The sequence below is a fragment of the Bacteroides faecalis genome, assembly GCF_003865075.1.
Taxonomy (GTDB): Bacteria; Bacteroidota; Bacteroidia; order Bacteroidales; family Bacteroidaceae; genus Bacteroides; species Bacteroides faecalis.
In genome coordinates, this window is record NZ_BHWB01000008.1 from 76,881 (window position 1) to 97,353 (window position 20,473).

Annotated in this window: 20 protein-coding genes and 1 tRNA gene; 16 read left to right on the forward strand and 5 right to left on the reverse strand. The window is 36.9% G+C overall.

The window, feature by feature from the left end; translation table 11 throughout:
* Nucleotides 1-25: 25 nt before the first annotated feature.
* The 8 genes from EJF25_RS14190 to EJF25_RS14225 all read left to right on the forward strand — a co-directional run bounded on the left by EJF25_RS14190 (nucleotide 26) and on the right by EJF25_RS14225 (nucleotide 6,818).
* A complete protein-coding gene (locus tag EJF25_RS14190) occupies nucleotides 26-1,132 on the forward strand; it encodes a glycosyltransferase family 4 protein (protein ID WP_200832914.1) in 1,107 nt (368 codons plus the stop codon).
* A gap of 139 nt (nucleotides 1,133-1,271) precedes the next feature.
* Entirely contained in the window at nucleotides 1,272-1,880 is a 609-nt protein-coding gene (locus EJF25_RS14195) for a sugar transferase (protein WP_125041720.1), read from the forward strand.
* A gap of 11 nt (nucleotides 1,881-1,891) precedes the next feature.
* A complete protein-coding gene (locus EJF25_RS14200; protein WP_125041721.1) occupies nucleotides 1,892-2,527 on the forward strand; it encodes an acetyltransferase in 636 nt (211 codons plus the stop codon).
* Between the two features lie 25 nt (nucleotides 2,528-2,552).
* Nucleotides 2,553-2,777, forward strand: a complete 225-nt coding sequence (locus tag EJF25_RS14205) for a phosphopantetheine-binding protein (protein ID WP_025075863.1) — start codon at nucleotides 2,553-2,555, stop codon at nucleotides 2,775-2,777.
* A 4-nt stretch (nucleotides 2,778-2,781) separates the two neighbouring features.
* Complete coding sequence (locus EJF25_RS14210; RefSeq protein WP_125041722.1) at nucleotides 2,782-3,861, forward strand: 3-oxoacyl-ACP synthase III family protein; 1,080 nt, start codon at nucleotides 2,782-2,784, stop codon at nucleotides 3,859-3,861.
* Nucleotides 3,862-3,869: 8 nt separating this feature from the next.
* Entirely contained in the window at nucleotides 3,870-4,628 is a 759-nt protein-coding gene (locus EJF25_RS14215) for an SDR family NAD(P)-dependent oxidoreductase (protein ID WP_125041723.1), read from the forward strand.
* Nucleotides 4,629-5,225 carry an MBL fold metallo-hydrolase gene (locus EJF25_RS14220; protein ID WP_125041724.1) on the forward strand — a complete coding sequence of 199 codons (597 nt, stop codon included), beginning with the start codon at nucleotides 4,629-4,631 and terminating at the stop codon, nucleotides 5,223-5,225.
* 324 nt (nucleotides 5,226-5,549) lie between these two features.
* Nucleotides 5,550-6,818 (forward strand): DegT/DnrJ/EryC1/StrS family aminotransferase, encoded by a 1,269-nt coding sequence (locus EJF25_RS14225; RefSeq protein ID WP_125041725.1) that lies wholly within the window; start codon nucleotides 5,550-5,552, stop codon nucleotides 6,816-6,818.
* Nucleotides 6,819-6,969: 151 nt separating this feature from the next.
* Here EJF25_RS14225 and EJF25_RS14230 read toward each other — a convergent pair whose 3' ends face one another.
* Genes EJF25_RS14230 through EJF25_RS14235 form a run of 3 tightly spaced genes read right to left on the reverse strand, consistent with a single transcriptional unit; the run spans nucleotide 6,970 to nucleotide 8,019 of the window.
* The gene (locus tag EJF25_RS14230) at nucleotides 6,970-7,383 is read right to left on the reverse strand and encodes an N-acetylmuramoyl-L-alanine amidase (protein ID WP_125041726.1); all 414 of its coding nucleotides are present in this window, start codon (nucleotides 7,381-7,383) and stop codon (nucleotides 6,970-6,972) included.
* Between the two features lie 4 nt (nucleotides 7,384-7,387).
* The gene (locus EJF25_RS24920) at nucleotides 7,388-7,495 is read right to left on the reverse strand and encodes a smalltalk protein (RefSeq protein ID WP_159106344.1); all 108 of its coding nucleotides are present in this window, start codon (nucleotides 7,493-7,495) and stop codon (nucleotides 7,388-7,390) included.
* A 41-nt stretch (nucleotides 7,496-7,536) separates the two neighbouring features.
* Complete coding sequence (locus tag EJF25_RS14235) at nucleotides 7,537-8,019, reverse strand: HU family DNA-binding protein (protein WP_125041727.1); 483 nt, start codon at nucleotides 8,017-8,019, stop codon at nucleotides 7,537-7,539.
* 220 nt (nucleotides 8,020-8,239) lie between these two features.
* On the opposite strand from EJF25_RS14235, the gene EJF25_RS14240 reads away from it, so the two are divergent.
* Nucleotides 8,240-8,458 (forward strand): DUF4248 domain-containing protein, encoded by a 219-nt coding sequence (locus tag EJF25_RS14240; protein ID WP_025075857.1) that lies wholly within the window; start codon nucleotides 8,240-8,242, stop codon nucleotides 8,456-8,458.
* Nucleotides 8,459-8,584: 126 nt separating this feature from the next.
* Here the strand turns inward: EJF25_RS14240 and EJF25_RS14250 are convergent, their stop codons facing one another.
* Together EJF25_RS14250 and EJF25_RS14255 are read right to left on the reverse strand one after the other, a co-directional pair.
* Nucleotides 8,585-10,426 (reverse strand): DUF3987 domain-containing protein, encoded by a 1,842-nt coding sequence (locus EJF25_RS14250; protein ID WP_125041850.1) that lies wholly within the window; start codon nucleotides 10,424-10,426, stop codon nucleotides 8,585-8,587.
* A 53-nt stretch (nucleotides 10,427-10,479) separates the two neighbouring features.
* On the reverse strand, nucleotides 10,480-11,118 hold the full coding sequence (locus EJF25_RS14255) for a BT4734/BF3469 family protein (RefSeq protein WP_235016822.1): 639 nt from the start codon (nucleotides 11,116-11,118) through the stop codon (nucleotides 10,480-10,482).
* Between the two features lie 161 nt (nucleotides 11,119-11,279).
* Here EJF25_RS14255 and EJF25_RS25110 point away from each other — a divergent pair, with 161 nt between their 5' ends.
* The 7 genes from EJF25_RS25110 (at nucleotide 11,280) to EJF25_RS14290 (ending at nucleotide 20,210) form a co-directional block, all read left to right on the forward strand.
* On the forward strand, nucleotides 11,280-11,429 hold the full coding sequence (locus EJF25_RS25110; RefSeq protein WP_200832915.1) for a hypothetical protein: 150 nt from the start codon (nucleotides 11,280-11,282) through the stop codon (nucleotides 11,427-11,429).
* Nucleotides 11,430-11,676: 247 nt separating this feature from the next.
* Entirely contained in the window at nucleotides 11,677-14,163 is a 2,487-nt protein-coding gene (gene feoB / locus EJF25_RS14265; RefSeq protein ID WP_125041729.1) for a ferrous iron transport protein B, read from the forward strand.
* Complete coding sequence (locus EJF25_RS14270; protein ID WP_025075854.1) at nucleotides 14,160-14,375, forward strand: hypothetical protein; 216 nt, start codon at nucleotides 14,160-14,162, stop codon at nucleotides 14,373-14,375. The genes feoB and EJF25_RS14270 overlap by 4 nt, the downstream gene beginning before the upstream one ends.
* 50 nt (nucleotides 14,376-14,425) lie before the next feature.
* Nucleotides 14,426-14,497: transfer RNA gene (locus EJF25_RS14275), tRNA-Cys, on the forward strand.
* A gap of 177 nt (nucleotides 14,498-14,674) precedes the next feature.
* On the forward strand, nucleotides 14,675-15,415 hold the full coding sequence (locus tag EJF25_RS14280) for a Fic family protein (protein ID WP_125041730.1): 741 nt from the start codon (nucleotides 14,675-14,677) through the stop codon (nucleotides 15,413-15,415).
* 633 nt (nucleotides 15,416-16,048) lie between these two features.
* On the forward strand, nucleotides 16,049-17,833 hold the full coding sequence (locus EJF25_RS14285) for a DUF262 domain-containing protein (protein WP_125041731.1): 1,785 nt from the start codon (nucleotides 16,049-16,051) through the stop codon (nucleotides 17,831-17,833).
* Nucleotides 17,823-20,210 (forward strand): GmrSD restriction endonuclease domain-containing protein, encoded by a 2,388-nt coding sequence (locus EJF25_RS14290; protein WP_125041732.1) that lies wholly within the window; start codon nucleotides 17,823-17,825, stop codon nucleotides 20,208-20,210. Before EJF25_RS14285 ends, EJF25_RS14290 begins: the two co-directional genes overlap by 11 nt.
* Nucleotides 20,211-20,473 lie beyond the last annotated feature (263 nt).

Sequence of the window (20,473 nt, forward strand, 5' to 3'; positions counted from 1 at the left end):
TGTCTCATACTATTTTAAATATATTATGCAGATTTTACTGTTAGCAAATAATGTTTCAGGACTCCTTTCGTTTCGAAAAGAAGTAGTAGAAGCTATCATAAAGGCAGGCCATAAAGTGACTATTTCAGTTCCGTATGATCAAAGAATGGACGAATTAAAGTCACTTGGGGCAGATTGTATAGCAACAGAAATCGATCGCAGAAGTACGAATCCAATTAAAGACATAAGTTTGTTATTTACCTATAGAACTTTAATTAAAATTATTAAGCCACAGGTAGTGCTGACTTACACCATCAAACCTAATGTCTATGGAGGTATGGCTTGTCGTCTAAGTGGTGTTCCGCAAATAGCCAATATTACGGGGCTTGGTACTGCTGTAGTAAATCAAGGACTTTTGCAGAAGATAATTATCTTGTTGTATAAATTAGGATTAAAAAAAGCACATAAAGTTTTCTTCCAAAATAGTGATAATAAAGCTTTTTGTTTGGCAAAAGGAATGGTGTCCAATCGTATTGAAGTTATTCCAGGTTCGGGAGTCAATTTAAGCCGTTTCCAAGCGATGGATTATCCACAAGATGATGTGGTGAAGTTCCTCTATATCGGACGTTTGATGAATGACAAAGGTACCAAAGAACTTTTTAATGTAGCACGTACCATTCGACAAGAAAGAAAAGATGTGGAGTTTCATATCGTAGGCGCTTTTGAAGAAAATTTTGAAGAAGAACTCAATGAACTGGTTTCGCAAAATATAGTGATTTTTCATGGAAAACAATTGGATGTCCGTCCCTATATTGCACAAAGCCACTGTTTAATTCATCCTTCTTATCATGAAGGTATGTCGAATGTTATTTTAGAGAGTTGTGCATCTGCTCGTCCTATTATTACCACGTATGCAAATGGCTGTAAGGATGCAGTAGACGATGGAGTGAATGGCTTGTTGGCAAAAATTAAAGATACCGATGATTTATTGTTGAAAGTCCGGCAATTTCTATCCTTATCATGGGAAGATAAGAAAAATATGGGGCTTGCTTCTCGAAAAAAAGTAGAGAAGGAATTTGATCGAAATATTGTAATAAAGGTCTATTTGGACGCTATTGATACAGTGCAATATGTAAGTAGAAGTGAACGATAGCAGAAAGTGGGCTATTTTTCATTTGCTATCTTTAGTTCGATATCAATATCTCATTATTCTTCTTATGGCTTTTTATAGAATACGGATAGGAAAAGGTTGGTTAGAAAAATCTTCTTCAACTTTATAAATAAATACAATAATGTATAAAAACTATTTTAAAAGAATTGTTGATTTCATAATCGTATTTACTACATTATCAATAATCTGGCCAATTTTATTGTTTATCACCATTTGGCTTCATTTTGCCAACAAGGGTGCAGGTGCTTTCTTTACGCAAGAGCGTCCAGGTAAAAACGGTAAGATTTTTAAGGTAATAAAGTTTAAGACTATGACTGACGAGCGTGATGCCGAGGGCAATCTTCTTCCCGATGCCGACCGCCTGACCCCAGTAGGTAAGTTTGTGCGCTCAACATCAATTGATGAGTTGCCACAGTTGATAAATGTACTAAAGGGTGACATGGCGTTGATAGGACCACGTCCGTTGTTAGTGAAGTATTTACCTCTCTATAGTAAAGAACAGGCTCGCAGACATGAAGTAAGACCAGGTATAACTGGTTGGGCTCAGGTGAACGGTCGCAATAATATATCGTGGGCAAAGAAATTTGAGTTGGACGTGTGGTATGTAGACCACTGTTCACTAATGACTGATATCAAGGTTATTTTATTATCAATAAAGAAAGTTTTGTTTAGAGAAGATATCTCAAAGGAGGGGCAAGCGACTACGATTCCTTTTAACGGTAAAAACTAAAAGAAATAAAGATGAAAGATATTGCTATATATTGTGCTGGTGGGTTTGGTAAAGAGGTATACTGTACCATGAGACGAATAAATAATCCAGAATGGAATTTTATAGGATTCTTTGATGATGGTGTGGAAAAGGGTAAACAGATGCAATATGGCGTGTGCTTAGGAGGAATCAATGAACTGAATGCATGGGCTACTTCTATTGATGTATGTATTGCTAATGGAAATCCTAGAATGTTGAGACGTATCAGCGAGAATATTATTAATCCAAAGGTGGATTTTCCCAATATAATTGACCCGAGTTGTTTCTTTGCTGATAGGAAAACTAATGTTATAGGCAAGGGAAATATCTTGTGTAGAGGGGTTGGTATAAGTGTAAATGTGTCGTTGGGCAAATTTAATGTGGTGAATGCTGATGGTAATTTTGGTCATGATACAACTGTAGGTGATTTCAATGCATTTATGCCAGGTGTAAGAATTTCTGGTGAAGTGAAAATAGGGAATGAAAACTTCTGGGGATTTAACAGCGGAATTATTCAACAGAAAACTGTGGGTAACAATGTTACAGTGGGAGCCGGTGCGGTTCTTTTAAGAAAACCCAAAGATGGATGTACATATGTGGGTGTGCCTGCTAGTATGGTAAAGTATTAATGTAAATAATTAAATTAATAAAATTATGGAATTCAAAGATTTTATTGAGAGGTTGGCAGAGGCCGTTGAAATTGAGAGTGTTGAGAATTTGATGCCTGAGACAGAATTTCGTGAATTGGACGATTGGAGTTCTTTGTCTGTTATGTTACTTATTGCGTTTTTCGACGAAGAGTTTGAAAAAGAAATATCTTCGAGTGCTATTAAGGAGTGTATAACAATTCAAGATCTTTATAATTTAGCAATTGCATAGAAATATGGCATTTTTAACTTTCCAACACGTTGGGGTAACAGCTATGGCGGCAGCTGTTCCTCAATGTGTTATTAACAATTACGAATATACTGAATATTTCCCTGCTGATCAGGTCAAGGAAGTAGTTGATAAGGTTGGGGTTTTTGAACGACGTTTTGCGGACGAAAACACATGTTCTTCTGACTTATGCTATGCTGCTGTTGAAAAAATGATAGAAGACAATAATATTAATCGTGAAGAGATAGATTTACTGATATTTATATCTCAAACTCCTGATTATAGGATGCCTGCAACTTCTGTTATATTGCAAGATAGACTGAAATTATCAAACTCATGTATCGCTTTTGATATAACTTTGGGCTGTTCTGGCTTTTGTTATGGTTTATCTGTAGCATATAGTATGATCCAGAATTCAGGTATTCGTAAAGCGTTGGTTTTGGATGGTGAAACTCGTTCAAAAGTTTATTCTCCAAAAGATAGGCGTAGCGCATTTATTTTTGGTGATGGCGGTGTGGCTGCTTTAGTAGAGCGCGATGAAAAGTTTGGCAAAAGTACCTTTTCTCTAAATTCAGATGGTTCAAGATTTGACCTTATCATGATCAAAGGAGGAGGATATAGAAATCCAAGTTCTGTAGAAACTTTAACAGAAAAGGTTGTAGATGAATATGGCAACATACGTAGTGACGAACAAGGATATATGAATGGTGGTGATGTTTTTAATTTTGTCATTCGTGAAATACCTCGAGATGTTAAGAATACGTTGAAATATGCAGAAATTGAAACAAGTCAGTTGGATTATATAATATTCCATCAAGCAAATAACTTCATTAATTCCTACATTGCAAAGAAAATGAAGTTAGATGCGGATAAAATTCCTGCTACTATACATAAATATGGTAATACATCTTCTGTATCTGTACCACTAACAATTGTAAGTGAGTTGAAAGATAAATTAAATGGAGAAAACACCTTACTACTTAGTGCCTTTGGAGTAGGTATGACTTGGGCAACTGCAATAGTTCCATTTGTAGATTGCAAGATAAGTGATATCGTTGAAGTGAAAGATGGTAAAACAATAAAATAAGGAGAAGAATGAATCCGTTTTCATTATTAGGAAAGACCATTCTCGTTACTGGAGCATCGAGTGGAATTGGAGCACAATGTGCTATTGATTGCAGTAAGATGGGAGCAAGAGTAATTTTGCTTGCTCGTAATAAAGAACGTTTGCAACAAACACTTTCATTATGTGAGGGTGACGGGCATAAGTATTATTGTGTTGATTTGACGGATTTTAAAACTTTGCCTGAAAAAGTTCAAAACGTGATAACTGAATGTGGTCCGTTGTCAGGTATTTTACACTGTGCAGGAATCTCTAATACAATGCCTCTTAAAATAGCTACAGCCGAGCTTATGGATACTTTTTTTAAAGCGAATGTTATTGGAGCTATGATGCTGACTAAAGAGTGTTGCAAGGTAAAACGTTTTGTTAAAGAAGGTGGAAGTATTGTTTTCTTTTCTTCTGTCATGGGGTGTGTTGGTGAAAGTGCTAAATCCCTATATTCTATGACTAAAGGTGCTCTTATTGCTGCTTCACGCTCTCTTGCGTGCGAATTTGCGGCTAAGAAAATACGTGTAAATTGTGTCTCACCTGGGGTTGTGCAAACACCTATAAATATGAATCAACCATATATGCAAGATCCTGAATTGCGAACACTGTTTGAGGCCAAACATTTATTAGGATTTGGCGAGACGACAGATATTTCCAATGCTTGTATTTATCTGTTAAGTGATGCTTCACGCTGGGTAACAGGCCAAAATCTTATAATAGATGGAGGCTTTACGGTGCGATAAATGAAAGTTGTAACAATCAGAAATTCGGTATTACAGTCTTGTTCCTTTCTTTTTTATAAAGAAGAGGAACAAGACGCTATATTAATTGATTGTGGTGATGTACAACCTATTTTGAATGAATTAAATAATAGAGGTCTAAGACTTGTTGGAATCTTTATTACCCATTGCCATTATGATCATGTTTATGGATTAAATAATCTTTTACGTAGCATTAATTTTCAATGTAAAGTTTATGTGACAGAGATTTGTATGATAGGTCTAAAGGATATTCGAGTTAATCTCTCAAAATATCATAAAGATCCATTCGTGTTAGATGAAGATGTTCAAACAATACTAATTGCATCTAATTGTTTGCAAAGAATTGCAGGTATAGAAATAAATTGTATACCAACACCTGGACATGATTCTAGTTGTATCTGTTATTTGATTGAGAAATGTTTATTTACTGGCGATTCTTATATTCCTCATTTGCCGGTCTTCACTAAATGGAAAAGAAGTAATAAAGATCAAGCTTTGAAAAATGAAGAAAAGTTGAGAATAATGAGTCAACAGAATGGCTATAGAGTATACTCTGGACATTGGGCTAAAGTAAGGTAAAAGTAAGCAAATCCTTTTTTTAATCTGCTAATTATTACCTCAATTTGCATATCATTTTTCAGTTTATGGCACAGGACTTCAATATGCTTTCTTTAGACGGAAATCGTTTGTACGTACTACATTGTGTGTGTTTGTCAATCAAAATTGGTATTGAGTAAAGCATATCTCTAATAATTGGATTGAAAGACAGTATATTCAATAAAGTATTATTGTATCATTTTTTATATGTCTGATTCGTAACTCATACGGGTCGGTTTCTTTTTATGCCTATACTTAAAAGTGTATAGGTGAATTTCTAATTCTAGTAAACTAAATTGTGGTTTTATGTCAAACAGGATTTATTTATGTCTTGCCCACATGTCGGGCAACGAACAAAGCTTCATTAAAGAGGCGTTCGATACCAATTGGGTAGTGCCCTTAGGACCTAATGTGAATGGATTTGAGGCGGACCTGAAAGAGTTTGTGACAGCGAGTATTGACGAACTTGAAACTAAGGAGATCGTTGCTTTGTCAGCAGGTACAGCTGCCGTACATTTGGCCTTGATAGCTTGCGGTGTGAATCCCGGAGATGAAGTGATTGTGCAGTCGTTTACTTTTTGTGCTTCCTCGCACCCGATAACTTATCTTGGTGCTAAGCCTGTGTTCGTGGATTCGGAAATGGATACCTGGAACATGGATCCTGACCTATTAGAAGTAGCTATCAAAGACCGTATTGAGAAAACCGGAAAGAAACCGAAAGCGATTGTGCCAGTGTATCTGTATGGTATGCCTGCCAAGATCAATGAAATCATAGCAATTGCAGAGAAGTATGACATCCCTGTGATCGAGGATGCTGCCGAAGGTTTTGGCTCGAAGTATAATGGGCAGATGTGTGGTACATTCGGGAAATACGGTGTGTTGAGTTTTAACGGCAATAAGATGATTACCACTTCAGGTGGTGGGGCTCTAATAACTTCTTCTGCGGAAGATAAGAAAGAAATAATGTTCTATGCTACCCAGGCCCGCGAGTCATATCCATATTACCAACACGAGAAGATCGGTTATAACTATCGTATGTCAAATATCTGCGCTGGTATCGGTCGAGGTCAGATGACTGTGGTTAACGATCATATTTCTCACCATAAGCACATTCAAAAGATGTATGAGGAATTACTTGCAGATATTAAAGGTGTGACAATTCATAGTCAGCCTTCCACAGGAGAATATGATAGCAATTATTGGCTCTGTACCATAACTCTTGACCCTGCATTGAGGGTGAACGGACAGGAGAACGCTTATAAGTCAGCTGTTCAGGGTGCAGTGGGAGGTGCTGCCGGTGTAACTCACGAGGCAAAAGAATTGCATACCGATTGCGAACCTAATGCTAATGTTGAAGCTATGCGTATTTTCCTTGATACGAAAGGCATTGAGAGTCGCCCTCTTTGGAAACCTATGCATAAACAACCAGTATATGCCGATGCTGATGCTTATGTGAACGGGGTTTCAGAAAGTCTCTTTAAAGTTGGCATGTGTCTGCCTAGTGGCCCATGCGTTACTGATGATGATGTATGTTACATTGTTGAGTGTATTAAAGAAGCAATTCTTGCCGGTTAATACTTCATATCCAATTTTAGTTTGTAATTAGTAATAAGAACTTTTTTTCACTGAGACGAAATATCAATGTGTTTGTACGATGGATGGTGGTTAATGAAATTGAAAGGGACCTATAAGGCCCTACCTTATAAATCCCTTTATCAATCCTATCTTACAACCCCTCAAATTCCTTTACACAATTAAAGCATGGACACTCCTTCATCGGATTCAGATCATGATGTCCTACTATCAACGCCTTCGGAAATCTTCTCCGTAACTCCCGTAGTAAAGCCAGTAAAGAACCTCGTTGCTCCAGCGTGCGTGTATCTTTAGGTACTCCGTTCATATCTAATCCCCCTTCATAGCAAATTCCGATAGAGTGCGCGTTGTGATTCATACAATGCGCTCCGACTTTTTCCAAAGGACGTCCCCGGTGGATCTCCCCATCGCGTGTGATGTAAAAATGATAGCCGATGTCACGAAAGCCCCGATGACGGATGTGATCTTGTCGGCAAGCCTCCACCGGGAGGGATTTTCCCTCCGGTGTGGCACTGCAATGAATGATAAACAGTGTGATGGTCCGCATAAACCTACATACAACTCTGTACGCCTATCAATCCCCCGATAGCGGTGGCGATAGTGATGATAACTTTAACAATAAAACTCCATTTGGAGCGAGGTGACGATGAACTACTCATATACTTTGATTTTTAAGTTGATAAAAATTTGATTAGAAGAATTAGAGAGTTGGATCAGGAGATTCACCCTCATCCGGCTTAGGATTCGGAGTATTACCAGAGCCTTCTCCTCCGGCAGTAGTCGGTTTCTGATACTCAGCTTGCTGTCTCAACTGGCTGTCAAGTTTCAAATTGGTAGTTGATAGATTGCCGGTAGCTCTGGCTTTGAGTCGCATACCCGTAATGTTTTTCTCCAGTGAAAAATCATCCAGCGTTTCGGCCGCTTTACTGCGGATCCCTACACCGAAAATAGCCAGATCGTCAATTTTCACATTCTTACCATCGAGCAACAATTCCTTGATACAGCCTACCATATCTGTGAGCACCCCTTTGATAACACCACCGGAATACGGAGTGTTGTGTTTAGACATGTGTTCGGCTAGCTTCGCTAAGTCAAACGTTTCGTCGGCAACCGAACGGGCGAACCACTTACCTGCGTTCACTCCTTTCTTTTGTTGGTTTTGATAAATCTTGTAACGAATCATAAAACAATAAAATTTAATGGTTAAACATCGTGTCGCGGAGATTTCTCCCTTTTGACGATACAAAGATAACTCACTGAAATTCGCGAATGTCGGTTATGCTCAGTTGTGTGCAGTTAGAGTCACTTATAGTCGATTATTGTCCCTTATTCCCGGTGAATAATGTTGTAAATGTGGATATATTTTGCTATTTTTGTGACTATAAATCAGAAATTTATAAGCCATGATAGAATTCAAAATACGTGCTTATGGCCGCATGGAACTCGCTCAACTCTATTCTCCCGAACTGACTAGTATTGCCGCTTACCGGAAAATGAATAAATGGATTACCCGATGTCCCGGGCTTCAACAACGGCTGTATGACTTGGGCTATCAGCCACAACGCCGATCTTATACACCATTGGAAGTAAGGGTAATTGTAGATGCATTGGGTGAACCATAAAACCACTGCTTTGCGTAGGCTAAAGCATAGCTATAGATGCCGTAAAGCTATGCTTTAACTCCTACAAAGCAGTGGGTCACTTTATGGGTAAATGGGTACAGTAGGTACACTTTTACCGGCCCATTCTCACGCACACACACATACGCGCGCGTAAGTTCCGTTACCGTCCACATTGGTAATTGCCTTGCGCTTAACCAAACGTTTTAGCCAGGTGAGAGCAGTATTAGGTTTAATTTCCATTTCTTCAGCCTGTTTCAATATCTGTGCGCGGGTAAATTCGTTGCCCAGAGATTCGAAAAAGGCGTCGCGGTCGGCATTTGCTCGATGGCTGACTTCCGTGGAAGGCAGAAAGGATAATATATGCGTGGCATGGCGGTAAAGAGGTGTCACAAGCCCCATTACGGCTTTAAAATCTTCGGGAGTGATCGTAATATCCCAACGAGGAATAATGTTATCTTGGATATTGTCGTCAGGGATTTCTATGTCCGGAGTAAAAGATGGCTCATTGACGTTCTGCCACTGATAGGGTTGAGAAGATTCGAGGGTACGCAGTGTGGCTACTTCTGCCATGATGCGGCATATATTGACCGCCAGTCGTGCTACGGAACTACTCATTTCACTACCGTTGGCAATGTCTGAACGATTGAATAAGTTAGAAAAATGTTGATTGAATTCTTGTTTCTGCTCATCGGTGAGCCGAAGTGTATGAATGCCATGTTCTTTTAGAAACTCTAGATTCTTTTGCCATTCAAGACCAATGTCTGTAAAAATGGCTTCCAGATCTCTTTCATCTTGGTCAAATTGATTGATCCATGTTCGTATGCCATACATGTAGTAGAATAGCTGGCGTGAGAAAAGGCCGTTTTCTGATGAAGGAATGAGTGGTTTTACTTGTGCAGGCGTTCCGGAGAGCAAGACGGAAAGGAAACTTTTCTTTACTTCCCGGTATTCTTGGTTGGTACGGCGGTTGTATGCTAACCGGTCATGGTCGAATGCTTGGCGGAGTGTGTGACTCCAATTACCATAATCTGAACCTATGGCGGTGGAAATGGTATCTGCTTCAGTCTCACAGATAAACCCTGTTCCATCGGCATCCATGATGTTCTGTAGGATTCCTGTACCGGTATTGTTACCTGAGATAAGAAACATTTTGTTTAGAGGCTTTTGAGGAGGATCTACTTTGGCCCGCTCCTTTCCCATCATCTCGTAGGTTACCTTTTCTCTTAGGTAGGCTTTCATTTGTTCCTCCGTTTGTTGGCGGATTTGGTCATGGATAGGTTCTATGAGTAGACGGATGTGTGAAAGTATTCCCTTTCCTGAGGCTGGGGGAGCAATAATAAAGGTTTGCAGACAAGGTGATTGGAATTTTCCGGCATAAGGACATCGTACATACCGTTCCATGCTGGCTCCCAAGGCAGTTAATGATCCGAGTAGGAGGACGTCATATTGTGCATCAGTGCTTCCGTAACTCATGATACGCTGTAAAAGTAGTGGCCAGTCTGCCATGGGAAATGTAGGTAATGGCTGGCGGGGTTCACTGCCCTTCAGAAGTTCTTCCGGTTCACATGCATCCTCTGTCTCCTCTTCATTCGCCTTATTAGGATACGTGTGCGCGTGTGTGTGCGATGGAAGGGCTGAATTTACTGTACCTACTGTACCCATATGGTTATTTATCTGTTTTTCCTTGGGGAATTCTATTCCTGCCATTTCGGACAGATGAAATACTGTGCCTAAGTGGATGTCTCCATGCTGCTTGATGAGTGCGTTGGAGAATATCCGTTCGGCGTGTTCATGTTGATACTTGGCTGACAATCTACATAGGCGATGAAAAAACTCACGTCCAGCTTCGCCACAATCTGTTGCGATGGCAAATGCCAATTGTACATACTCGGCATAAGTGGGAGCTATATCAGTTCCCGCCGTTTCTACCACCTCGGTGAGGCGGCATAAAGATTCAATATTGTTCATTTTTTCAGATGATAAATAATAATTCAAAATTTGTAATTCCATATTGATAAAACTTATAATTTTCGAAATAGCGCTTCCGGATCATGACTAAGGAAACAGGCTCTCACTATGTCTTTACCTGAAATGTCTACCCCCTTAGTGGGTGTGTTGGCAAGAATCTCAGCTTTCGATCCGTAGGTTAGCTCGACATATTGCATCGCCCAAATCATGTTTTCTGTAACACATTTCACTTTGTCATCCTGACTTGTCGCGCAGTAGGGTACAAATGCTTTCACACCCCGACCGCTGGGGCTGATAAATGTGAGAACCGGACGGAGGAACGGATCGTTGAACAATGCATAGCGCAATTCTACTGCTTCCTGATAAGAATCCATGTGATCTATATCTACTATCGCTAAGCCGGAAGGTAATACAAAACATTTGCTGTTGCGACGGGTGAATATACCGCAAGGTGTTACATAGGGTAGTCGTGAAGCTTTGGCTGTCCTTATATCTGCCGCACCACGTACTTGCTCGGTCAGTATTTTGAGTTTTTCGCTACATGTAATCATCTGGTATATTTGGTTTGCTGAAACATCGCAAAAGGGGATGAGAGTGGCAGGTGTGATAGTCTGTCCGTGTTCATTTTTTATGGGAGCAATAGGGGGCATGAAATAAGACATCTTATATTCACTTGTTAAAACATTTTTCATGATATTTTTTTTATGTTGATTGAATTAAATATTGTTTTGTTTTTTAGAACACATTGCAAAATTATGATAAATAAAATAGGTGCGGTTCAGATATGTATGAACCATTGTGAAAATATTTAGTGTATAATAACTTTGTTTTAATAATTAAATGAAAAGAAAAAATGAAAAAAGAATTTCACCATTATGCCTTTGGGCTTTTTATTGAAGAATTACTTAAGTTTGAACACGTGAAAATCACAGAAATGTGTCACGAAATAAAAATGAGCAAGGAAACTTACGAGCAATTAAAAAAAGGGATGACAAAAAATTGAGTTTTTACGAACGCATTCTGAATTATTACTACGAACAGCTTACTGAAGAAGAATTTATGGAAAAAACACGTGAATGGACATTACGCTATATCCGGTATAAAAAGAAGTGTGAACGTTTGCATAAGGAGGAATTAAATTTAAAAAAATGAATGAATAAGAAAGTTATCAATGCCGTTATTTAAAAACATTCTAAATAATTTGCGTGCAAGAAAGTTATGAATTATCTTTGCCGAAAATTTAGAGAGTTATGCGTTTATCTGAGTTAAAAACAGGTGAGAAGGGGGTTATTGTTAAGGTGTTAGGACACGGCGGTTTCCGTAAACGTATAGTGGAAATGGGTTTTATAAAAGGTAAAACCGTTGAAGTATTGCTGAATGCTCCACTAAGGGACCCTATTAAATATAAAATACTGGGATACGAGATTTCTCTTCGCCGGCAGGAGGCTGAGATGATAGAGGTAGTAAGCGAAGAGGAGACTAAGAAAACAGCTATCGAGTCCGCTTATCATGAAGGATTGGCTGAAGATGTTTCGGTGAGAGAGGAAGACCTGAAACGGGCTGCTTTGGGAAAACGCCGTACCATTAATGTTGCATTAGTGGGAAATCCGAACTGTGGCAAGACTTCTCTTTTTAACCTGGCTTCCGGCGCGCATGAGCATGTGGGGAATTATAGCGGTGTGACTGTGGATGCCAAAGAAGGTTATTTCGATTTTGAAGGTTATCATTTCCGGATTGTCGATCTCCCCGGAACGTATTCTCTTTCTGCATATACTCCTGAAGAAATTTATGTACGCCGGCATATTATTGATGAAACTCCGGATGTGATCATCAATGTGGTCGATTCTTCTAACCTGGAACGGAATCTTTATCTTACTACGCAGCTCATTGATATGAATGTTCGTATGGTAGTGGCTCTCAATATCTATGACGAACTGGAAGCCAGTGGAAATAATTTGGATTATCATCTGCTGAGTAAACTATTCGGAGTGCCTATGGTTCCTACAGTCTGTAAGAGAAATAGGGGAGTGGAAACATTGTTTCATGTAGTTATCAATCTTTACGAAGGGATTGATTTCTTTGATAAGCGTGGAAAGATGAATCCGGAAGTGCTGAAGGACCTCACAGAGTGGCATGATTCTTTGGAAGACCGGAAGGAGCATGAAGAAGATCATATGGAGGATTATGTTCATAAACATCCTTCTTCCGGACGTGTATTCCGGCATATTCACATCAATCATGGTCCCGATCTGGAGAAAGCGATTGAGGCTGTCAAAGAGGAAGTGTCTGAAAATGAATTTATCCGTCACAAATATTCAACTCGTTTTCTTTCTATAAAATTATTGGAGAATGATCCGGATATCGAACGGTTTATTCATACATTGCCTAATGGAGAAGAAATAATTCGCGTCCGGGATAAAATGGCAAAACGCATTCAGGAGACTATGAATGAAGATTGTGAATCGGCCATTACGGATGCTAAATATGGTTTTATCAGTGGAGCGTTGAAAGAAACCTTTACTGATAATCATTTGGAACAGGAGCAGACGACTAAAGTACTGGACTCGATTGTTACTCACCGTATCTGGGGGTACCCTATCTTTTTCCTCTTTATGTATCTGATGTTCGAAGGAACGTTTGTGTTGGGGGAATATCCGATGATGGGCATTGAATGGCTGGTAGAGCAGTTTGGAAATCTGATTCGTAACAATATGGCTGAAGGTCCTTTGAAGGATATGCTGATTGATGGAATCGTAGGTGGAGTAGGAGGAGTAATTGTCTTTCTGCCGAATATCCTGATTCTTTATTTCTGTATATCTTTGATGGAAGATTCCGGTTATATGGCTCGTGCTGCTTTTATTATGGATAAGATTATGCACAAGATGGGATTGCATGGAAAGTCGTTTATTCCTTTGATTATGGGATTTGGCTGTAATGTTCCCGCTATTATGGCTTCCCGTACCATTGAGAATCGAAAGAGTCGTCTTATCACGATGCTGATTAATCCTTTGATGTCTTGTAGTGCCAGACTGCCTATCTATTTGTTGTTGGTAGGTGCATTTTTCCCTCATTCTGCTAGTTTGGTATTGCTGAGTATTTATGTGACGGGTATTTTATTGGCCGTTTTATTGGCACGAATATTCAGTAAGTTCCTGGTGAAAGGAGATGACACTCCGTTTGTAATGGAACTTCCTCCTTATCGTATGCCGACGGCGAAATCTATTATTCGTCATACTTGGGAAAAGGGTGAACAATATCTGAAAAAAATGGGAGGTATTATTATGATTGCTTCTATCATAATCTGGTTCCTTGGGTATTATCCGAATCACGATAGGTATGAAACTGTGGCAGAACAACAGGAGAATTCTTATATCGGGCGGATTGGACAGGCGGTAGAACCTATTATAAAGCCTTTGGGATTTGATTGGAAGTTGGGTATCGGATTGATATCAGGTGTGGGAGCCAAGGAATTGGTTGTAAGTACATTGGGTGTTTTGTATGCTGATGATGCGGATGCGGATGCAGTCAGTCTGGCGGATCGTATACCGATAACGCCGTTGATTGCATACTGTTATATGCTGTTTGTTCTGATTTATTTCCCTTGTATTGCGACTTTTGCGGCTATTAAGCAGGAATCCGGTAGTTGGAAATGGGCATTCTTTGCTGCGGGTTACACTACCATATTGGCTTGGGTTGTTTCATTTGCTGTATATCAGATTGGAGGATTGTTGGTATGAGTAATTGGCAAGAATGGATAGTCGGGGTATTAATTATATTTTGTATTATCCGCGTGTTATATGGAATTTTTCTTTTTTTTCGGCGGACCAAAGAAAAAGCTAATCCTTGTTCTACTTGTGTAACTGGTTGTGAATTAAAGGATATGATGGAGAAGAAGCAAAAGGAGTGCGGGAATAAGAAAAAAAGTACAAAGAAAAATTGTTGCGGATAGTTGGTAGTTTCAAAATTTGTACTACCTTTGCAACCGCAAACAGGAAAAATGGTTCCTTGGATGAGTGGCTTAGTCAGCGGTCTGCAAAACCGTGTACGGCGGTTCGAATCCGCCAGGAACCTCTTAAAAAACCTTGTAACTAGCTGATTATCAGTGTGTAGTTGCAAGGTTTTTTGCTTTTAAGATTAAAATCCATGATTCTCTAATGATTTATTGAGTTTTCGAGAAGTACATAGTAAAAATGATTTTTATAATTACTTTTGTACTGATATATAAGTAACACCTAAGTAAGCCAAGATATGAAACCGATATTCAACGAAGAGCAACAAAAGAAGGCTTCTTTTATTTTGGAGAATCCTCTATCTAAGCTATCCGAACTTTATTCTAATGAAATAAAGGATTTAGTAATAGTTTGGTGCTACTATTCGGGCAAGATAGAAGGAAATACTTATACCTACGTTGAAACCGAAGCATTACTGAAAGACGGTATTACTTCTGAAAAGAGATACGAAGATGCCCAGATGCTTAAAAACCTCTACAATACTTTTATCTCTGAGCTGGAATATATTCATAAAGAAAAGAATCAAGAAATGATAGACGAACGTACTCTTTTTAGAGTACATCAGTCTATCTCTGCTGGATTAGTGTCTAATGAAGAATCGGGCTTATTGCGGGCACGTGCTGTTCGTATTAGTGGCACAGAATATATCCCACCAAAGAATCGACAAGAAATAGAAAGTAAGTTGAATGAGATTTTTTTTCAGCAAGAAGGATATGTCAATCCTTTAGAGAAGGCGGTATATTTGCATTGCAATCTTGCTCGTTTACAACCTTTCATTGACGGAAATAAACGGACTGCGAGAGTGATAGAAAGTATTGCCTTGATGAACGCAGGTATTATTCCCGTATATTCTGCTAAAGATTCTGATATTCTGAATTACAGAAAAGGATTGATTGCTTTTTATGAAACAGAAGATTACAATTTATATGCTGATTATTTTCTGAATAGGCAGATTGAACGAATCAATGAAATAGAATAGTTATCGCTTACTCGTTTCAGCCTTTCCGAAATTACCTCAACAATACTATTCAAGCATTTTATACGGTCCATCCCACGCGCTGATACTGCTTTGCAAATTTGTCAATTTACGTTTTGACAATCGGATATTTAATAAAACAATATACTTTGTAATGAGGGACTTTCGCCCCTCTTGGTCACAATTTGTGAGTCTTAAATGCCAGATGTCGAAAATAGTGATCTGATTGTTTTTACGTCTGAACTACTTTGCTTCTTCAAGTTTGGTGGAAATTGGTGGATGGCTCAATGGAAGAGGTGAGAGATAGTGAAGAAGAAGTGGAGGTTGATAGCGTTGTTCTCTGGTATGATGTGACAATTGACATAAATGAAAATAGCAAAAACTTAATAGATATCAATTGTACAGATAAATAAATCCAAATTATTGAGGGCTCTGAGCTGAAAGAACTGTCTTTTTTGTAGATATTTAGCGAATCATTGTAAGCTAACTTCAAAGGTTATAAAGCTTGTATGCCAATTAAGGCATTTTACAGAATATGTATGTTTTACTAAACTTATTTTGAATATATTGTTCTAAAATTGGAGAATGTCTAAATAAAATAACTACTTTTGAATAATTATTTTTAAATGCTTATATATGGAAAAGGCAATAATATTAAGACCTAAGTTGGTAAGTGAAATAGAAGGTACCTTTTTTGTGCCAAGTTATCAAAGAGGGTATCGTTGGAGTAAAAATGAAGTATCGCAATTACTAGATGATATTGAGGAATACCTAGAAAAAAAACAGGGTGCAGAGGATTATTATCTTCAACCTATAGTAGTAAAAGATAAAGGTAATAATACTTATGAATTAATTGATGGACAACAAAGATTAACAACTTTGAAGTTGATATATTTGGCACTGTATGAGGCTTATCCTGCAGTGTTTGAAAAAAGTAAATTTAGAATTGCCTATGAAACTAGAGTAGCAACAGAATTATTTTTGGAAGACCCGTTAAATGCATCAGGTATTAAAATGAATGTTGATTTTGCATATATTAAAAATGCTTTCATCAATATCAAACAATGGTTCGCCACAGAAAAACATAGTAAAGTTAGTTGGCTGATGAAATTTTATCCTTTTCTTGAGGACCATCTTCGAATAATTTGGTATGAGGTTCCACAAGATTATAACTCTATTTCTTTATTCACTAGGCTAAATATTGGCCGAATACCACTTACAGATGCTGAACTGGTTAGAGCTCTCGTTTTTAGAGGTAAGACTGATAATAAAAAGATAGAATGGGCATATCGTTGGAGTGTTATTGAAGAAAAGCTTCAAAATGATAAATTTTGGTTCTTTTTAACGAACAAAGCGCCCGTATTATATCCTAACAGAATAGAATTGTTGTTTGACTTAATTTCTCGCAAGGAAAAAGAAGTCTATCCTGCTAAAAATTTTACATTTAATTATTACTATAATAGAATAGCCAAAGACAATATTTCGCAAGATGAATTATGGCAAGAGCTATGGGATACATACAACTTATTATATGAATGGTATTCTGACAAGCTACTATATCATAGAATTGGTTATCTGATTGCTACCAATGAATCTTTAGTTGATATTAAAGACCTATATTTTAATTCTGGGCAGGATAGTAAGCCTTGTAATAAAAAAGATTTTTCATCTTTGTTGGATAAAATGATAAAAGAAAGGTTAAACATCTCAAGTAATGCTCTTGACCAATTATCCTATTTAAAGTCTAAAGAAAGAAACAAAATATTTAATATACTTCTATTATTCAATGTTATAAGTACAATGAATTTGGAGAATGAAACTCAATTATTTCCATTTGCTAAACATAAAGGAAAAAGTTGGTCATTAGAACATATTCATGCGCAACAAGATGCTGGATTGAAAACGGAAAGTGATTGGAACCAATGGGCTAATATGTATAAAGAGGCATTGCGTACAATCATTGATAATCCTACATCTTTTTTTATGCAAGATGAGGAAGGACAAGAAGACAAAAAACAAGAAGTTAAAAGACTATTTAATACTTTAGAAGAGAAGATACAAAAAAGATTGAACCGAGATGATTATAATGATTTAGCTGTTTCAATGGAGCAGTTTTTTAAGGAATTTGAAGAAGATGATGATTTACATTCTATTTCAAACTTGGCACTTTTGGGCATTAGAGATAACTCAACATTCAACAATGCTCCATTTTCAGTAAAGAGAAAAAGAATGCTTGAGTTAGATAGGGATGGTAGTTATATTCCAATCTGTACAAGAAGAATTTTTCTGAAGTATTATACAGATGATGCTGTTGCTCAATTTTTACGTTGGACGGCAAAAGATAGAGAATCTTATTTAGAAAACATAAAAAATACTATTACTGATTATCTTAACCCAGAAAATAATAATAATGGAATCTAATATAATTAAGACAGAAAGGGCCTCATTGCTTGATATTTTAGGAGATGGACATGCTCTTGTTAAACCAATCAAGAAAATTGAAATACCAATTATACAAAGAGACTATGCGCAAGGTCGCAAAGGAGATGAGCATATAACACAAGTTAGAAAAAATTTTATAGACTCTTTGTATAACGCATTAATAAATGAAGAAAGTATTGATTTAGACTATATATACGGCTATTGTACATCTGACAGAACGTTTATACCACTAGACGGGCAACAAAGGCTAACAACTTTGTTTTTATTACATTGGTATATTGCAAAACATGAGAAAGTAGAAATTCCTGAATCTTTAAAAAAATTCTCTTATGAAACTCGTGCTAGCTCAAGAGATTTTATAAACAAACTTCTTAGTCTTTTTAATCCTTCTTTTTCATATGGAAAGGATAAAAAATACGAGTCAATAAGTGATGAAATTTTAGATCAGTATTGGAGTGAACGACATTGGACTCAAACAGATCCAACTATAAAATCAATTTTGGTTATGCTTGATACTATTGATAAGAAATTTTCTAGTACAAGTGATCTTTGGAATAAATTGACAGATAAAAAAATAATTTATTTCTATCTTCTAATTTTAGGAGATGATTTTATTCCAGACGATAATGATCAAAGAATGAAAGATGATTATGATAATCGGATATTGTCATTATCAGAGGATATATATGTGAAAATGAATGCGAGAGGAAAGGAATTAACTCCTTTTGAACATTTTAAAGCCTATTTGGAAGGGCTTATTAGTCAGGTTGATGAAGATTTATCAAAGAGTATTTTTAAGAAATTTGATACGGATTGGAGTGATTTATTTCTACCTTTGCTTGATGAAGACGTAGAACCGGAACCGATAAAGCATTCTTTGGACAATTGTTTGTTTAGATACTATAGATTTATAGCTCAGATTTTAGCTTTTAAAGATTCTTCGATAAGAAATAAAGATTCTTATAACGACTTTGATTTAGCTGATAAATTGTTTTCTAAACAGAATGAATCTGCGAAACAAAATGCGCAAGTTCTTTATGATTGTTTTGGGTGTTGGGAGAATGTTGGAGAAATTGATATTTTCTTTACTTCTATTTTCTCAAACAATACATCAGGAGGAAAACGTATTAGATTGAACACTGATGTAAATTTGTTCACTAAAGCTATTTGGTATTATAATGTAAGTAATCGATGGAATTATACTGATACGCTGCTATTATGGTCTGTGGTAGCTTTCTTAACTAGAGGAAATCAGCAAATTTCACTGGAAGATAAGAGGAGGATTCGTCAAGTTCGCAATATGGTATGGAATTCTCTTGGTAATGAAATAAGAACAGAAAGTATGACAGAAATACTTGAATCTGTGGAATCCATTTTGTTTAGTGAAAGTTTCCCCTCAAATCCAAAAGTTTTAAATCGAAGATTTGCAAATGAAGAAATAGAAAAAGAAAACTTTGTAATACAGTATCCTGATTTATATCCTCTACTATGTGATTTAGAGGATCACGAACTTCTATCTGGAAGAATAGGAATAGTTGGCTTTGACTTTGATAGCTTTGAGAAAAGAGCTAATAAATTCATCAATTACTTTGCTAATTCACAAATGGATGAAAATAATACTACGAAAGCGTTAGGGAGGATTCTATCAACTTATGGGGATTTTTCAGAGCACATAAAAAATGATCGATATAAAATGGGAGGACGGCTTCTGAAAAATTGGAGTGAGCTATTTATGAATTATGATAGAGATAATTCTACTATTAAGCAAGTCTTCTGTTTTGCTTTAGATGAAATGAAGTCTTCTGCTATTAATGAATGGATTAAAGAAAAAATTGAGTTATTTGTGAGTAATAGGACAGATGATTTATATTTTGATTGGAGATACTATTTTGCTAAATATCCTGAGGCTTTTGAGGGTAAGAGTGGCATATATGTCTGGGAAAATGATTACAATGTACGTATGCTTGATTCTAAACAATTAAATGGGTATCATAGGGATGTATATATCGAGATGCTATTTGGACAAATTGGAGGTAGTGAGAATAATCGATGGATATATGGATACACTAATATAGAAGATCGAAAATTAGAACTAGATAATATCAAGTTAGTTGTATATTTTAATGAAGATCACGTCTTTTTCCGAATGAAAAGAAATACTAAATACTATAATTTATTTGAAGAAGTCTGTGAAAAGGATGGCTTGATTGTAGATGAAGTTGATCATTGTTTGTGGAGTAAACCAATAAAGAAAAGACTGACTAGTGATGGGAGGAATTATGATTCAGAGGATAGAATATTAGTTGCAAAGAAGTTCTATTTAAGAATATTAGAGAAAATAGAATCTTCTAATTGACATTTTCTTGAGTTGAACTATTTTTCTTGGATCTCAATTCTATAATATAGAGTGACATGTAATACTAAGGTAATGAATAACTATCTGTAATGATCAAATAAATTATATAGGTCATTATGGGTCGTGATGTTCTACTATAGAGGGAATTTAATGATCGTCAGGAATTTTGAAGAAACCTCTGAAGCTGCTTTTAATAAGGCATTTCAGAGGTTTTTTCTTTTATAGGAGTCCTATATTTCCATCATTCAAATTTTGCTAATGCC

Excerpts from the sequence above, each read along its gene's own strand:
- EJF25_RS14280 (WP_125041730.1), top strand. The coding sequence starts at position 14,675 with ATGAAACCGATATTCAACGAAGAGCAACAAAAGAAGGCTTCTTTTATT.
- EJF25_RS14230 (WP_125041726.1), bottom strand. The coding sequence starts at position 7,383 with ATGCGGACCATCACACTGTTTATCATTCATTGCAGTGCCACACCGGAG.
- EJF25_RS14210 (WP_125041722.1), top strand. The coding sequence starts at position 2,782 with ATGGCATTTTTAACTTTCCAACACGTTGGGGTAACAGCTATGGCGGCA.
- EJF25_RS14195 (WP_125041720.1), top strand. The coding sequence starts at position 1,272 with ATGTATAAAAACTATTTTAAAAGAATTGTTGATTTCATAATCGTATTT.
- EJF25_RS14255 (WP_235016822.1), bottom strand. The coding sequence starts at position 11,118 with ATGAAAAATGTTTTAACAAGTGAATATAAGATGTCTTATTTCATGCCC.
- EJF25_RS14220 (WP_125041724.1), top strand. The coding sequence starts at position 4,629 with ATGAAAGTTGTAACAATCAGAAATTCGGTATTACAGTCTTGTTCCTTT.
- EJF25_RS25110 (WP_200832915.1), top strand. The coding sequence starts at position 11,280 with ATGAAAAAAGAATTTCACCATTATGCCTTTGGGCTTTTTATTGAAGAA.
- EJF25_RS14190 (WP_200832914.1), top strand. The coding sequence starts at position 26 with ATGCAGATTTTACTGTTAGCAAATAATGTTTCAGGACTCCTTTCGTTT.
- EJF25_RS14215 (WP_125041723.1), top strand. The coding sequence starts at position 3,870 with ATGAATCCGTTTTCATTATTAGGAAAGACCATTCTCGTTACTGGAGCA.
- EJF25_RS14270 (WP_025075854.1), top strand. The coding sequence starts at position 14,160 with ATGAGTAATTGGCAAGAATGGATAGTCGGGGTATTAATTATATTTTGT.
- EJF25_RS14290 (WP_125041732.1), top strand. The coding sequence starts at position 17,823 with ATGGAATCTAATATAATTAAGACAGAAAGGGCCTCATTGCTTGATATT.
- EJF25_RS14225 (WP_125041725.1), top strand. The coding sequence starts at position 5,550 with ATGTCAAACAGGATTTATTTATGTCTTGCCCACATGTCGGGCAACGAA.
- EJF25_RS14250 (WP_125041850.1), bottom strand. The coding sequence starts at position 10,426 with ATGAACAATATTGAATCTTTATGCCGCCTCACCGAGGTGGTAGAAACG.
- EJF25_RS24920 (WP_159106344.1), bottom strand. The coding sequence starts at position 7,495 with ATGAGTAGTTCATCGTCACCTCGCTCCAAATGGAGTTTTATTGTTAAA.
- EJF25_RS14205 (WP_025075863.1), top strand. The coding sequence starts at position 2,553 with ATGGAATTCAAAGATTTTATTGAGAGGTTGGCAGAGGCCGTTGAAATT.
- EJF25_RS14285 (WP_125041731.1), top strand. The coding sequence starts at position 16,049 with ATGGAAAAGGCAATAATATTAAGACCTAAGTTGGTAAGTGAAATAGAA.
- EJF25_RS14240 (WP_025075857.1), top strand. The coding sequence starts at position 8,240 with ATGATAGAATTCAAAATACGTGCTTATGGCCGCATGGAACTCGCTCAA.
- EJF25_RS14235 (WP_125041727.1), bottom strand. The coding sequence starts at position 8,019 with ATGATTCGTTACAAGATTTATCAAAACCAACAAAAGAAAGGAGTGAAC.
- feoB (WP_125041729.1), top strand. The coding sequence starts at position 11,677 with ATGCGTTTATCTGAGTTAAAAACAGGTGAGAAGGGGGTTATTGTTAAG.
- EJF25_RS14200 (WP_125041721.1), top strand. The coding sequence starts at position 1,892 with ATGAAAGATATTGCTATATATTGTGCTGGTGGGTTTGGTAAAGAGGTA.